11 protein-coding genes are annotated in these 14,867 nt (G+C 67.4%); 7 read left to right on the plus strand and 4 right to left on the minus strand.

The annotated features are described in order from the left end of the window. Positions 1-497 (minus strand): hypothetical protein (locus QZZ29_RS12560; protein ID WP_291383743.1); only part of this gene is annotated, 497 nt, incomplete at its 3' end. Positions 498-716: 219 nt separating this feature from the next. Between QZZ29_RS12560 and purB the strand changes: the two genes are divergently transcribed. The 3 genes from purB (at position 717) to QZZ29_RS12575 (ending at position 3,861) form a co-directional block, all read left to right on the plus strand. Further along, positions 717-2,159, plus strand: a complete 1,443-nt coding sequence (gene purB, locus QZZ29_RS12565; RefSeq protein ID WP_291383744.1) for an adenylosuccinate lyase — start codon at positions 717-719, stop codon at positions 2,157-2,159. Positions 2,160-2,338: 179 nt separating this feature from the next. Next, entirely contained in the window at positions 2,339-2,626 is a 288-nt protein-coding gene (locus QZZ29_RS12570) for a helix-turn-helix transcriptional regulator (protein WP_291383745.1), read from the plus strand. Further along, entirely contained in the window at positions 2,623-3,861 is a 1,239-nt protein-coding gene (locus QZZ29_RS12575; RefSeq protein ID WP_291383746.1) for a type II toxin-antitoxin system HipA family toxin, read from the plus strand. The genes QZZ29_RS12570 and QZZ29_RS12575 overlap by 4 nt, the downstream gene beginning before the upstream one ends. A gap of 25 nt (positions 3,862-3,886) precedes the next feature. On the opposite strand, the gene QZZ29_RS12580 is transcribed toward QZZ29_RS12575, so the two are convergent. Next, a complete protein-coding gene (locus tag QZZ29_RS12580) occupies positions 3,887-6,487 on the minus strand; it encodes a DEAD/DEAH box helicase family protein (protein ID WP_291383747.1) in 2,601 nt (866 codons plus the stop codon). Further along, positions 6,487-8,634: a DNA methyltransferase gene (locus QZZ29_RS12585; RefSeq protein WP_291383749.1), complete on the minus strand. Its 2,148-nt coding sequence runs from the start codon at positions 8,632-8,634 to the stop codon at positions 6,487-6,489. Before QZZ29_RS12585 ends, QZZ29_RS12580 begins: the two co-directional genes overlap by 1 nt. A gap of 123 nt (positions 8,635-8,757) precedes the next feature. On the opposite strand from QZZ29_RS12585, the gene QZZ29_RS12590 reads away from it, so the two are divergent. The 4 genes from QZZ29_RS12590 to QZZ29_RS12605 all read left to right on the plus strand — a co-directional run bounded on the left by QZZ29_RS12590 (position 8,758) and on the right by QZZ29_RS12605 (position 14,223). Next, complete coding sequence (locus QZZ29_RS12590) at positions 8,758-9,768, plus strand: Fic family protein (protein WP_291383751.1); 1,011 nt, start codon at positions 8,758-8,760, stop codon at positions 9,766-9,768. A gap of 59 nt (positions 9,769-9,827) precedes the next feature. Next, positions 9,828-10,616 (plus strand): CPBP family intramembrane glutamic endopeptidase, encoded by a 789-nt coding sequence (locus QZZ29_RS12595; RefSeq protein ID WP_291383753.1) that lies wholly within the window; start codon positions 9,828-9,830, stop codon positions 10,614-10,616. A 71-nt stretch (positions 10,617-10,687) separates the two neighbouring features. After that, positions 10,688-13,207, plus strand: coding sequence for a lysylphosphatidylglycerol synthase transmembrane domain-containing protein (locus QZZ29_RS12600; protein WP_291383755.1), 2,520 nt, complete (start codon positions 10,688-10,690; stop codon positions 13,205-13,207). Continuing rightward, positions 13,207-14,223, plus strand: coding sequence for a cytochrome c biogenesis CcdA family protein (locus tag QZZ29_RS12605; RefSeq protein ID WP_291383757.1), 1,017 nt, complete (start codon positions 13,207-13,209; stop codon positions 14,221-14,223). Before QZZ29_RS12600 ends, QZZ29_RS12605 begins: the two co-directional genes overlap by 1 nt. A 6-nt stretch (positions 14,224-14,229) precedes the next feature. Here QZZ29_RS12605 and QZZ29_RS12610 read toward each other — a convergent pair whose 3' ends face one another. Continuing rightward, positions 14,230-14,814 carry a redoxin family protein gene (locus QZZ29_RS12610; RefSeq protein ID WP_291383759.1) on the minus strand — a complete coding sequence of 195 codons (585 nt, stop codon included), beginning with the start codon at positions 14,812-14,814 and terminating at the stop codon, positions 14,230-14,232. Between the last annotated feature and the right edge of the window lie 53 nt (positions 14,815-14,867).

The following is a 14,867-nucleotide window of genomic DNA, read 5'->3' on the forward strand; positions in this document are numbered from 1 at the left end:
TGGAGTTGGTCACGCGGGACCCGTTCCGTGAGCGTCTCCAACCCCGCAGTAATCAGCCCGGCCGCTTCCACCGACAGGTCACCGGCCAACGCGGCCTCCGCCACGGCCGGGTACCGAGGAGTCGGGGTGGAGGCATTCTGAGAGTGGTCGGCGGGATCCGCATCGTTGGAAGGTGCCGCATCGGGCATGAGAGCAAGTCCCGCCTCAATCGACCGCCACGCCCCCGAAGTCGTTCCACCCGTGACCCGCGACACCATCTGGCCCGCGTTGCCAAACCCCTGCTGCCGGGCCAATCCACCCCCAGGAAGCTCCGGCGCGGAGCGTCGTGCAATCTCCCCCGCGAAGCGCGCCTGCAACGTGCCAGTCAGCCGCCCCAACCGGGCCACAGCGTCGTGCGCAGCCAACAAATCCCCCTGAGACAGTCCCGACACGTCACGACGCGCAAGGTCACCCACCAGGGAGCTCACCCTCGCGATTTCGGCCGTTTCGATTGCCATGAGAACAGTCAACCAGAGGGGTCTGACAAGCACTTACCAGGAGCGATACCCTGTGGACAGCCAAGCGAAACACCGCCTGGGCACGACACGCAGCGGGAAGCCACGCCCACCCAGCAACCGCGCAGAGCGGGCAGGCGCGCCACCAATCCGGTCAGAAGCAGCCATGAGAGCACAGTCCGACTCCCAGTCACCATGGGTTTCCCGTGAAACAATGTCCCCGTGACCAAACCCAATGCGACCGCCGCCCATCCGCTCGCTCCCACGGTGTCGCTGGCGGCGCTGGAGCCGGCCGTCGCGCTCGGGCCCCTGGACGGCCGCTATCGCGGCGCCGTCGATTCGCTTGTCGACTACCTGTCGGAGCCAGCGCTTAACCGCATGCGCCTGCATGTGGAGGTCGAGTGGTTCATCCACCTGTGCGTGCACTCCGCGGTGCCCGGGGTGCGATCCCTCACCTCCTCCGAACTCGAGTTGCTCCGCTCCCTACCCGCGAACTTTGATTCCGGGTCGATCGCGGAGCACGCCGCCTTCGAGCGCGAGACCGTCCACGACGTCAAGGCGATCGAGTACGTCATCAAGGCCCAGATCGCCGGTACGACGCTCGAGCCGCTGCGCGAACTGGTTCACTTCGCGTGCACGTCGGAGGACATCAACAACCTCAGTTACGCGCTCATGATCCAGGGCGCCGTACGCGACGTGTGGCTGCCCGCAGCATCGTCCCTGGTGGAGCAACTGGCCTACATGGCCCGCGCCGCCAAGTCCCAGCCGATGCTGTCGCGCACCCACGGCCAACCCGCGACGCCGACGACGCTGGGCAAGGAGCTCGCCGTTGTCGCCCACCGCTTGAAGCGGCAACTCGCACGCATCGAGGCCGCCGAGTACCTGGGCAAGATCAACGGCGCGACCGGCACGTTCGGGGCGCACGCCGCCGCGGTGCCGGGCACCGACTGGGTCGAGGTGTCGCGGAGCTTCGTGGAGGATCTCGGCCTGACCTGGAACCCGCTCACCACGCAGATCGAGAGCCACGACTGGCAGGCCGAGCTGTACGCGGATATGGCCCGCTTTGGCCGCATCCTGCACAATCTCGCGACCGACGTGTGGACCTACATCTCGCTCGGCTTCTTCGCGCAGGTGCGCGGGCAGGGCACCATCGGGTCCAGCGCGATGCCGCACAAGGTCAACCCCATCCGCTTCGAGAACGCCGAGGCCAACCTCGAGATCTCCGCCGCCCTGCTCGACACACTGGGCGCCACGCTCGTCACGAGCCGCATGCAGCGCGACCTCACCGACTCGACCAGCCAGCGCAACATCGGCGTCGCGTTTGGGCATTCGCTGCTCGCGATCGACAACGTGAAGCGCGGCCTCGCGGGCCTGGACGTGAACCCCGCCGCGCTGGAGGCGGACCTGGACGCCAACTGGGAGGTGCTCGCCGAGCCCATCCAGTCGGCGATGCGCGCCGCCGCCGTCGCGGGCGTGCCTGGCATGGACAATCCCTACGAGACGCTGCGCGACCTCACGCGCGGCCGCCGCATCGGCGCCGACGACGTGCGCACCTTTGTCGCCGGGCTGGGGCTACCGGCCGACGCCACCGAGCGACTCATCGCGCTCACGCCCGCCACCTACATCGGCCTGGCCGAGAAGCTGGTGGACGAGTACCTCGCGTAGAGGCGCCCGCCAACGGGTGCGTACGCACGGCGACACCCACCGACTCTGGTCGTGGCTGTGTCGCACGTGGTCTGCCCCTCACGGCTTCGGAGGAGCTCCCGTGGCCGGGTTCCCTTATGGTCGCCGTGCTGGTCATTATGGCCAAATAGGCTTACTCTGGTGGCCATAAGGAGGCATCCGTGAGCGGCTACAAGATTGACCGCGAGATCACCGAGTTGGGAGAGCACGTGCGCGGCTGGCGCATGGTGTTGAACCTGACCGCACAGCAGGTCGCCGAGCGCGCAGACATCTCACGCACCACGCTGCGCAAGATCGAGTCTGGAGACCCGCACGTCAGCTTCGCCAACGTCACACAGGTGCTCCGTGCGCTCGGCGTGCTCGACCGGGTGGTCGACGCCCTGGATCCGCTGGGCAGCGATATCGGACGCCTGCGAGCAGGCAACCTGACAAAGAGGCGTGCGCGATGACGACGCTCGAGGTCTGGACAGAACAGGATGGCCGCACGCGCATCGTCGGCCAGGCGCACTTCACACGAATGCGCGGTCAGGTCTCCACGACCTTCATCTACGACGCTGGCTATCTCGCCGACGGCGGCATCAACATCGACCCAGGACTGCAACTGACCAGCGGCTCCCAGCACCAATCGGGGCTGCTTCGCGCTTTCGCCGACAGCGCGCCCGACCGATGGGGCCGCAACCTCATCGAGAAAGCAGAGCGCGTGCGAGCCCGCGAAGACGGCCGCACGCCGCGGAGTCTGGACGACGTGGACTTTCTGCTCGGCGTGAGCGACGACACCCGCCAAGGAGCACTGCGGTTCGGTCTACCCGGACACGAGGAGTACGTCGGCCGGCCGTCGAGCGTGCCGAGACTCATCTCCCTGCCTCTCCTGTTGCGTGCCAGCGACGAGCTCGCCTCCGACGCGGATCCCTCGAACGCGGTGAAGCAGCTGCTCGACACCGGAACCACGGGCCTGGGCGGCGCCCGCCCTAAAGCCTCGGTCCGTCTCGAGGATGGCGCTCTCGCGATCGCGAAGTTCCCTCACTCATCCGACCAGTGGGATGTGATGGCCTGGGAGGCCACCGCGCTCGACCTGCTCGAGAACGCTGGCCTCCGCACGCCCTGGCGTCGTCTCGTGAGCGTCAGCGACCGCAGCGTGCTGCTGGTGCGCCGATTCGATAGGACCGCCACCGGCGTGCGCGTGGGCTACATCAGCGCGATGACGGCGACCGGCGCCAGCGATGGGGACCGCCGCGACTACTCCGACATCGTCGAGGCCATACGCGATATCTCGGTGTCCAGCCAAGCAGACCAGCGCGAACTCTATGACAGAGCCGTCGCCTCGGTGGCGCTCGGCAACACCGACGACCACCTGCGCAACCATGGCTTTCTCGCCGCGGGCGGGCTGTGGACGCTCAGCCCTGCCTTTGACGTGAACCCGAACCCTGACCTCTCGAAGCCGCGCGCGACGTCGATCGCCGGAGCCGACCTGCCCGCGGATGAAGTGGAAGGGCTTCTGGCCCTCGCAGACGATGCGGACATTGGCGCCGACGAGGCCCGTGACCGCATCGCCCATGTCGCTACGTCGCTCGCCGGATGGCGAGATCACGCCCGTCGCCACGGCATCGCTGAACGCGAACTCACGATGATGGCCGACGCGATTGAGCCTCGGCTGCACGCGGTAGCCCACGCAGGCCGGTGGTAACGCGTAGTGAGGTGGACCTGGACGCCTACAGATAGTCGGTGCCGGCCGAGGCGTAGAGCGCCTGGGTGTCGCCCTGCCAGGACTCATCTCGCACCGCAGTACGCACGGCGGGCTTTTTCAGATCCAGGACTTTGAGCGAGCCGCCCACCTTGGCGATCGCGTCCACGCGACCGACTTCCGAAGCGAACTCCTCTGCGAAATCGGCAAGCCCGCGCAACTTCGCCAGGGCGTCGGCCAGGTGCGTCCCGTGGGGATCGACGATGTCGACCGCCACGGATCCGTCGGGCCGCTGGGTGAACACTAGGAAGTCGGGGCGGACCGCCCGGTAGTCGTCGCCCGCGCCAGCGCGGTAGGCGACGGCAAGAGATTCCTTGGTGGCCTGCGACGGGTTCCGATACCAGGCGACAGTAGAAGGCCGGGCGAGTTCGACCGCAAGAACATCCGTCTCCCAGTCGTTGAGGTCGACCGGGAACGTGCCGCCCGCGGTCGCCATGAGATGGCGCTCGTAGGCGGGCAACTCCATCTCTTCACCCAGAACGTCACGCTCCCGGGTGTCGACCTGCCACTGCTGGGGACGCGCCAGGCCGATGCGTTGTGGGGTGGCGGCCATGGCCTCGATCTCGTCGTAGATCGCGGTCCGGGAATCGGGCAACCCCGAGCGCGCGACGCGGGATTGTGCGAGCCACGCGGTCGAGAGCGCCTCCGCCTCGTCCGCGAGCGCGCGGGCGATCGCGGGCACCAAGGCGAGCGAGGCGAGCCTCACGTGGGCCTCGCGCAGGTCGTCCTCGTCGGCCTCCACGCCCGCGACGGCATCCACGAACGCGCCAGCGACGGCGGGGCGCAGCAGGCGGGCGGCCTCCTTGTACGACTGGCGGATCGCACGCCAGTCGGCGGCCACCGAGAAGGTGGCGGGAGAGATGTAGCCGCCATTCGCGAGCGAGGCGGTGAGTTCCTCGCCGTCCATCGTCTCGATGTCGCGGCGGGACTTGGCAATCTCGGCCGCGTGTTGGACCTCGCGGCCCTTGAGCACCGCAACGAGCAGACCCAGCGCCTCGGCCACTGCCCCCTCCCGGATGCCATCTCCGCTCAGTTCGGCCGCTAGCCGCATCAGACGCGACACAGGCTTCGCCGTCTTGCGGGGCAGACTCTGGCTCGGGAGCACGTCGAACGCCTCCCACACCTCGGCGGGCAGTGCCTCGTTGGGGAACGCGTCGACGGGGTCGAACAGCACGCGCTGCCCGATGCCGCCCTCTTGGGTGTCGAAGTCCGCAGTGGCGGCGCCGCGCATGAGCATGTCCGCCACCTGGGTGGCGGTGGAACGGTCGAAGAAGGGCAGGAGGCAGGCCACCGAGTTGAGAACTTGGTTGCCGGGGATGCGCCGGGCGAGCGGCGTGCGGATCATGCGACCCAGCAACTGCGTGATGTGGGTGCGGTCGGTCGCCGGGCGGAACGACACGAGCACCTCGGCCCGGGGGCAGTCCCAGCCGGTGGAGATTGCGGTCTTGGCCAACAGCACCTGCACGTGGGTCGCGTCTTGCACCCGCTCGGGCGCGATGTAGGCGACGTGCGTGTCCCCCACCTCAAGGTCGGTGTGCTCGCCAAACACGTGCGCGATCGCGTCACCGGGCAGGCCCGACCACGACTCCCGAATGGTCGCCACGATCTCCGCCAGGCGGTCGGCGCTCGGCTTGTCTGCCACCTGGACCACCAGCAGGGGCACTACTGGGTCGGGCAGGCGCTGTTGTTCGCTGTACTCCGTCCACACGGCCGACGAGTCGCGCAGCTTCTCCACGGCGCGGCGCAGCAGCGTGGTGTCGAACAGCCCTGATTCGGCGGGGATGGTGAGGACGATGTCGTCCTTGAGCAGCCCCGACTCCTGGACCTGGATTGCATCCACCATCACGGAGGGGAGCGCGGTGCGGCCCTCGACACCCTTCATGGCGTTCTCGAAACGCTCCACGGTGGCGCTGATGCCCCACACGATGGGCATGGCCGGCACGGTGCCTTGGCCGTTGATGAGGCGTTGGACGATGGTGGCGCGGTCCCGGTTCTTGGCGCCCATGCCGCGGTGTGCCTCGTCCAGAATCAGGTAGAGCGTGAGGTCGGGGTCCGCGATGGTCTCGCGGATCACGTCGTAGATGGTGGCCTGCACCATGTCCGGCCGGGGCAGGTCGAGGCGGCCTTGGCCGATGCTCTCGTCAGTTTCTGCGTCCACGTCTCCGCGCACCAGGCGGGACTTCTTGGACAGCTTCTGGGTGTTGAGGAAGTACACGTTCCCGGGGCGGAACTTGCGCTCGTTGAACGTGGCGGGGATGGGCCGTAGACGACCGTCGAGTTCCGAGGCTGCGGCCTGAATGCGCGCGCGGGATTGTTCATTGAGGCTCGGGTCATCCGAGAACCACAGCACCACCGCGCCCGGGTCGGCTGGCACGTCGAACTCGTCGGAGCCAAAGAACAGCGCCTCGATCACGGCCGCGGCCATCACGGTCTTGCCCGCACCGGTGGCGGCGCTCAGGGTGAACTGGGTGAGGTCCCGCTCTTGGGCGTAGTAGCGGCGGGCCTTGCGCAGGTTCTGCAGCACGCCTGTGACGGCGTCGGCCTGGTAATCCTTGAGGGTGTAGCGCATCAGGCGACGCCTCCGCCGACTTCGAAGGTGTGCAGATAGGACTCGTAGAGCCGCACGGGCTCAACGTGTTCGGGAAGGTCGCGGGCGACCGAACGGAACACCGCGTCCTCGTCGGTGATCACAAACGCCGTGCGCAGGGTGGGACGCTCCGCAACGGCGGCGATGAAGCCGGGTGCGCTGTCGGCATCGGCAAGCACGCCGTAGGTGTCGGAGACGTCCCAGCCGTCCTCCCCGACATCGTCGAGCACGCGGCCCGTTGACCCCGCGCGCATCCACAGCAGGGGCGCGATGCGGGCGAAGGCGCGATCGCGAGCGACCGTCATGGGCTGCTCGTAGGTGAGGGTGAAGAACGCGGCATTTTGCTCAAAGCCGTCAGCCATGGGGAACTCGTCGGTGAACTTATAGTCACCCTTGATGGCTTCGCCGTCCGGAGTGTTACCCGTGATAGCGGCCTCGATGCGCGGCTTGGTGATGTAGTCGCAGATGCCGAACTTCTCCCACTCCGGATCCCCCGGGCGCAGGCCGTCCTTGCGCAACTGCTTCTGCTCGTCCGCGCCGACCTCGTTGTTGGTGACCGAGATAACCTGTCGCCTGCCGCCATCCTGCTTGTTGAGGCGCATCACCGCATGCGCGGTGGTCCCGGAGCCGGAAAAGAAGTCAAGAACGAGGGCGTTGGGTTTGTCGGCGACCACGAATCGGAGGGAGTCCTCCACCGCGTAGAGCGATTTAGGGAATGGGAAGCGCCGACCACCCAGCAAGGCACTATTGAGGTTCGAGCCATGATCGCGAGCGAAATGCGCGGTCCGGTTCCACACAGTTCGAGGTCCAACTACCTTGGCTAGCGTGTCGGACAAGGCGAGTTCGAGGGAGCCCTCCTCGGTGCGACCGGTCACGACGAAGGTACCGTTCTCGATATTCTCAAGAGTTCCCGGCTGCAGGTACGTGACGGGGCGAAGGCCCGTTCTTGGATCGCGGCGTCCCAAACGCGCCGTTCCTCGTTCGAAGTACTCGCGCATCCGGTCCGCCGAGAATCGCCAACGATTCTCAGTTCCATCGTTGGCCAACGGCCACATCGCGAGTTCGCCGTCCGCAAGGGGCACTTCGTCGCGCGGAACGCCGTGCGGAACGGGATCTCCGATCCGAATCAGCGCCCCCGTTTTGGCGTCAATCACGACCGGATAAAAACTGGCTTTGCCGGACTTCTTGTCCTCGCGAGCCGAGCCGCTACCTCGCCTGACCGCGGTAAACCAGACGGTCGGCATTGCGTTCGAGGCGGCGTCATCGCCGAGCATAGTGGAGGTCCATGGCTTGACGCTCGCGTCGCCCACGAAGACATAGAACGCGTACTCATCGACCCGCGAGAACATCCCGATGCGGGGCGAACCCGCTCGGTTGATGACGATGCTCACCATTTGAATTTCCGCACCCGGGAACGTCTGTTCTAGCAACAACCCCAGCCGCAGGATTTCCTTCTCGTCGATCGTCACGATCAACACGGAGTCGTCGGGATTCAAGAGTTCCCGCGCAAGCAGCAGACGCCGCTCCATCATGGCGAGCCACTTGGAGTGGCGGTAGGCGTCGTCGCCCTCGACGTAGTCGTTGTTGTACTTCCAGTCCTTGGCGCCCGTGTTGTAGGGCGGGTCGATATAGATCGCGTCGATCTTGCCGCGATGCGTGTACGTGAGCATCTGGAGCGCGTGGAAGTTCTCGCCATTGATGACGGTGTGGAACGGTGCGTCGCCACCACGCTCCACGCGCCCGGTCTCCACCAGGCCCGGGAACATGCGGTCCTCGAACTCCATGACCACCACCACATCGTCGACCAGGGCCTCCGCGGACTCTGCCTCGGCATCGGCCGGGGGGGTCAGTTCCACCAGCGAGACGGTGCCCGCCGTCTTGTCGCGGCCGATCACGCGCCAGAGCCGCTGATCCCCCTTGGCGGTCTCGCCACGCGGGGGCAGCACGCGCACCTTGGAGCCCACCGAGACCGTGACTCCGGGAAGCTCGACGGCCTCCGGCTGGTGACGCTCGAAGACCAAGCCGAACGATCGTCGGCGTGTGAGTTCACGCACCTCCGCCTCAAGGTCGGTCCCCAGTTGCGGGTCCTTGGCCTTGGCCTGGCGAATCAGGTCTGTCAACCGCGACACCGTGGAATCCCCTCTCAACGCATGCTCTGCAGTCTAGGGGACCACGGAGGTATGACTTGGTGGCGAAAGTGTTCTGTAAAGTTTGATCAGACAGTACCGTGACACTTTCTCAAGGAGGCCCGCATGGCGATGCGAGGACGGCCCCCGCGCCAGCGCTACTTCCAGCAATTTGCGGCGGCGCTTGAGGACATCACGCGCTGCGGAGGTCTACCGACCCCCGACGAGGCACGAGACAATTGGACGGATCTGTGGCACCGAGAGGTGCACCACTCGACCGCAATCGAGGGCAACACCTTGGTGCTGAACGAGGTCGCCGCGCTGCTCGACACTGGCCGCGCCGTGGGCGCCAAGCAGCACGCGGAGTACTTGGAGGTGCTCGGGTACGGTCGGGCGGCGAGTTGGGTCTACGAGAACTCACGCAAGAACAGCGATCCGACCCACCAAGAACTCGTCACCGTGACAGAAGTGCGCGAGGCGCACCACCGCGCCATGAAGGACGTGTGGACCGTCTACCCGCACCCCGATGCGCTTCCCGGCGAGGAGCCCGGCAACTACCGGCTTCACGACATCCACGCGTTTGACGGAGGCATGACCCCACCCAGCCATGTCCACGTGGCCAGCGACATGGACCTGTGGGCGCGCCAGGTGCGCGATTTTGGCGATCGCATCGGCGCCAAGGAGATCCCGGTCGAACAGATCCCCTTCGAGTTGGCCCGCATTCACCGGCGGTTCGAGGCCATTCACCCGTTCATCGACGGCAACGGCCGCGCCGGGCGGCTCACATTCAACCTCATTCTGGTGCGCCTCGGATGGCCGCCCGCGATCATCTACAAGAGCGACCGCGCCACGTACCTGGATGCTCTCGACCATTCCGACAAGGGCGACGACGGCCCGCTCGCCGAGCTCCTCGCGCGCTCGGTGGTCGCGTCGACGCACCACCTGCTCAGGGACATCGCCGGTCCCGCGAAGACCGTGCCCCTCGCGACGCTCGCCGACGAGGAGTTGGCTCTGCCCGCGCTCAAGCAGGCCGCGGTGCGCGGTCGTCTTGAGGCGCATCGCGGCTCGGACGGCGTGTGGCGGTCCACCCGCAAGGCCGTCGAGGCCTACAAGACTCAGCGCTACTCACGGAAGTAGACCCCCGCACCGCGGCCGGGATTCCGTGGCCGCGCTCGCTCGTTACAGTGGGCGTGACCATGGAGACCGCCACCCCCACCCCCGCCCCGACCCGCAGGCGTCTCGGCGCCGAGGTGCTGATCGTGCTGGGCCTGTCGCTCGGCCAGAACGCCGTCTACGCGATCGTCCGCATCATCGAGCGATACCTCGCGGAGCCAGCGATCGGCCAGCAGACCACCACCCTCAACCCGTCGCGCGCATCGATCAACTACATCGACCTCACGTACCAAATCCTGCACATCGTGTTCGCGCTGGTGCCGGTGGCCCTGGCGCTGTTCCTGTTGTCCTCCCACGGCCGCTCCTGGGTGCGCACCCTTGGCCTCAACCGCGACGGGCGGCCGTGGTGGCGCGACCTGACCTGGGGGCTCGGCCTCGCGACCGCGATTGGCCTGCCAGGGTTGGCCGTGTACGCCGTGGGTCGGGCGATCGGCCAGACGGTGCGCGTGAATACCTCCGGCCTTCCCGATGCCTGGTGGGCGGCCGTCATCCTGCTCGCCTCGGCGGCCGTCGCGGGGTTGCTGGAGGAGGTCATCGTCGTCGGCTACCTCGTGACACGGCTACGCGAACTGCGGTGGGGCGTCGCGGCCACCATCATGGCGTCGTCCCTGCTACGTGGCACCTACCACCTGTACCAGGGCTGGCCGATGGCGCTGGGAAATGTGGCGATGGGCGTCGTCTTCTCCCTCATCTACCTGCGCACCGGGAGGCTCGGCCCGCTCATCATCGCCCACTGGACCATCGACGCCGTGTCGTTCATCGGCCCCGAACTCCTGCCCCCCGACTGGATCGACGCAATCAACGCGAACTAGTGGCCCCGCCGCCAGGTGAACGTCACTCCGCGCCTCGTGCCAACATTCGTCCCTCGCCCTAGACTCACCTCATGGCCGCCGACGCACCACCCGCGAGCCCCGACGGCCACCGCTACGGCGACGCCCCGGGCCGAGCAGCCTCGTCTCGCTCCCGCACCACCCCCCGTGCCGTGCACATCGTGGACACCCCCGAGACCCGGGTGCACCGGTTGGCGGACCTCATCTCCCTGCTGGGCGTGGCCATCGGCATCGTCGTGGTGCTTTTGCTCGGCGCGTATGCGCATGGCACCACTCAAGGCATCACCGACGACGTCCAAGGCATCTCGCCGATCCTGCAACGCCTTCTCGTAGCGCCCGTCAACCTGTTCTCCGGAATCATCACCCTGGTGCTACCCGCCGCCATCATCATCGACTTGGCGGTTCGCCGTGAACCGCGGCGCATCCTTGAGGCCATCGGCTCCGCGGCCGTCGGCTTCGCCCTGACCGTCGCCGCCGTCTACTTGACCCAGGCGCTCGGCTCGGAAGACGTGGTGAGGTCGCTGTCCGTTGGCAACGGCGCGGACGCGCAGGTCACCCTCCCGGCCTACATCGCGGGCGTCGCGGCATTGCTCACCGTTGCCGGACATCGCGGCACGCGACGCACTTTGCGCGTCTCGTGGAACATCCTGTGGGCGGCGCTCGCTGTCGCCGTCATCTCCGGCATCGTCACCTTGCCAGCCGCCCTGTTCACGGTGCTGGTGGGCCGCCTCGCAGGATTAGGATTCCGCTACGCATTGGGGTCCACGACGGATCGCGCGTACGGCGACTCGCTTGTCGAGGGGATCGAACGCGCAGGCTTCACACCCAAGCGCCTGGTAAGGGCCGACCCCTCAGTGGACCACACTGACGCGGACCGCGACGAACTCTCCACCGCCCTGGGTCGCACCCGCCACGGCCGCGTCTACGCGCTTACCACCGTGGAGAACCACCACCTGATCGTGGTCGCTCTCGACGCGGACCAGCACGCGGCTGGCTTTCTCACCAAACTGTGGTCATCGTTGCGATTGCGCGGCATCAACGCACGTGCGGACGTGTCGCTACGGCACTCAGCCGAGGCGACCGCCTTGGTGTCGCACGCCGCCCGCGGCGCCGGGATCCACACCGCACGCGTGCTCGGCATGTCCCAAGCCCGCGACACGATGATCGTCATCTACCAGCGGCCCCTGTCCGCCCGCCCCCTGTCCGACATCGATCCCGCCGATGTCACCGACGACATCGTCGACGCCATCTGGGAGCAGGTTTCCAAGGCGCACGACGTGGGCATCTCCCACCGCTCGCTCAGCGCGGACACCATCATGGTGGGGTACGACGAACTGGTCGACATGCCCACCATCTGGCTCACCAGTTGGGAACTTGGCGAGGTTGCGACGTCCGATCTGGCCAAGCGCATCGACCGGTCGCAATTGGTCGCCCTGCTGGCACCGATTGTTGGCGGGGAGCGAGCCGTGGCGTCCGCCTTCCGGGCCGTGGGCGGCGAGGGCGTCGAACGATTCGCGCCGATGCTCCAGGCGATCACTCTTCCACGCACCACTCGGGCAGCGCTGCGCGCCTCGGTGACCGACCTTGGTGGCCTCCGCAAGGAAATTGTGGAGCGCCTGCCCGACGCCGATATCGCACCGGACAAGATCGCCCGCTTCGGCCTTCGCACGGTGCTCACGATTGCGGCGGGCGTGGTCGCCGCCTACCTCATCTTCGCGTCGTTCAACACGGAACAGGTCTTGGGTGCGCTACGGGAGTCCAATCCGTGGTGGTTGCTCGTTGCGCTCGGCTGGTCGATGGCGACCTTCTTCGGAGCGGCGGTCGCGCTCATGGCGTTCTCGCCCATCCGGCTACCGTGGTCGCGCGCACTTCTCGCACAGGTGGCGGCCGCCTACTTGGCGCTCGCCGCGCCCGCAGGAGTCGGGCCCGCCGCCCTCAACATGCGACTGTTGACACGCCGCAAGGTGCCCGCACCGCTAGCCGTGGCCACCGTCGCCCTGGTCCAGGTCAGCGCCGTGGTGGTCACGGTGGTGGGACTGGTGACGCTCTCCCTCATCACCGGTTCCGAGGGAACGCTGGCCGCGTTGCCGTCAAGTTCCGTGCTGATGGGCGTGGGCGGCACTGCGGCCGTCATCACCCTGGCCATGACCGTACCGCGCGTGCGCGGCTGGGCGCTCGGGCGACTCCGCCCGATGATGCGCCAGACCTGGCCGCGCCTCGCGCAGGTGCTGAACCAGCCGTGGCGACTTGCCGTCGGAATCAGCGGAAACCTGCTCCTGACCATCGCCTACGTCGGCGCGTTCGACGCGACGCTACGTGCATTCGGACAATCGATACCGCTCATCGACGTGACCGTCCTGTTCCTGCTCGGTAACGCTGCGGGCGCCATTGTCCCCACCCCCGGCGGCCTCGGTGTGGTCGAGGGCGCGCTCACTGCGGGCCTCATCTCGGCGGGCCTGCCCAAGGAGATCGCCGCATCCGTGGTGGTGCTCTTCCGTCTGCTGAGCTATTGGGCACGAATACCTTTGGGGTTCCTCGCCATGAGGTTCCTGCAACGGAAGGGTGAACTGTAGTGATCGACCCTACGGCAGCCGCCTTCGCGCTCCTGTTGGGCGCGGTGGCGGCCTTCAACCCATGCGGATTTGCGTTGCTGCCCGCCTACATCACGGTGATCGTGACCGGCAGCGCCGACGATCGCCTCACCCGGCCGCAGGCCCTTCTGCGCGCCGTGGCGTTCGGCCTGGCCATGACCGCCGGGTTTGTCGCGGTCTTCACCGCCTTTGGCCTGCTGTTCGGCGCCGTCAATGTGGCACTGCAGGGCTCCGTGCTGCCGTACCTGCCCTACGTGACGGTCACCCTCGGCCTGGTGCTGATCGGCTTTGGCGTGGCCATGGCGCTGGGCCGCGAAATTCCAGGGCTCCGTGTGCGCCCCGTCTCCGGCCGCGCACCCCGCGCCGATGCGTGGTCCCAGGTGCTCTACGGGGTCTCCTTTGCACTGGCGTCGCTGTCCTGCACCATCGCCCCCTTCTTTGCGGTCGTCACGCAGTCGCTCGATGCGTCGGGCCCGGTGGGAGCCGTCGCGCCGTTCGTCATCTACGGCGCGGGCATGGGCACCTCGGTATTGCTGGTTTCGCTTGCGGCGGCCTTCGCTGGGGCCGCCGTGGGGCGCGCCCTCCGGTACCGCACCGGCCTGATCCTGCGCATCGGCGGCGTGGTGATGGTGCTGGCCGGCGTCTGGGTCATGGTGTACGGGCTGGCGGAACTGCTGCCGCGCTATGGCGTGCGGGCACTGGACGAAGTACTGTTCAGTTCGTCCCGTCTGCAGGGCTCCATCTCGAGCGCCATCACGGATTGGGGAACGCCCGTGCTGGTGACCGTCTTGTCGCTCGTGGTGGCGGCGGTGGTGCTGGTGTTCGCCCTGGCCCGGCGGGACGCGCGGCGAGCCGAATCGGGCATTTCAGTCTCGGCTGAAATGGCTGCAAGCGACGCGGCCCGCGGCGCACCGAGCACGGCTCCCACAGCGGCCACACAGGCGACCGCGACGCAGGACGTGCTCGACGCGGTTCGCAGAGCAGCGTCGGGCCGCTAGCGTCTCCTAGCTGTCGAGCAGCGAGTTCGCGGCGTCCAGGATGCCTTGGAGCCCCAACGCTCCCTGGATCGTGGTGATCTCGCCGTTGTCGTTGATCAGCGCGTACGCGGGCTGCGACGGCACACCGAAGGTCGACCACAGGCTGCCGTCGGCGTCGACGATCTGCACGATGTCGCCGAGTCCGTACTCGTTGACGAACTGGTCCATGCCCGCCTGATCCGAGCGGCCCGGCACTCCGTACATGGTCACGCCCTCGGGCAACTGAGCGGCGGCCTGCGCGACATCCGGCGCCTCCGCCTGGCACGTGGGGCACCAGGACGCCCAGAACCACAGGATCGCGTCGGTGCCCGCGAGGCTGGTCCCGTCGAAAACGGCGCCCGTGAGGGTGGTGGCGGTGAACCTCAACTTGTCGTTCACCACCACGTCGCCCATCGCTCCGTGCGAGGGTTCTGCCGACGCTGACGCGTTCTGTGTCATCGACTCCGCCGGTTCGCTCGACGTGGCGGGGGGAGGGGTGGGGCTGCAGCTGGCCAGGACCAACGCCGCCGCTCCTGCGGCAACTGCCCATGTGGTGGCGAAGCGAACACTCATCTCGGCACTACCCTTTCGATGCGTGCTCCAGGAGCGCGCCTGGGGACATGGCG

The organism is Demequina sp. (assembly GCF_016278765.1).
Taxonomy (GTDB): domain Bacteria; phylum Actinomycetota; class Actinomycetes; order Actinomycetales; family Demequinaceae; genus Demequina.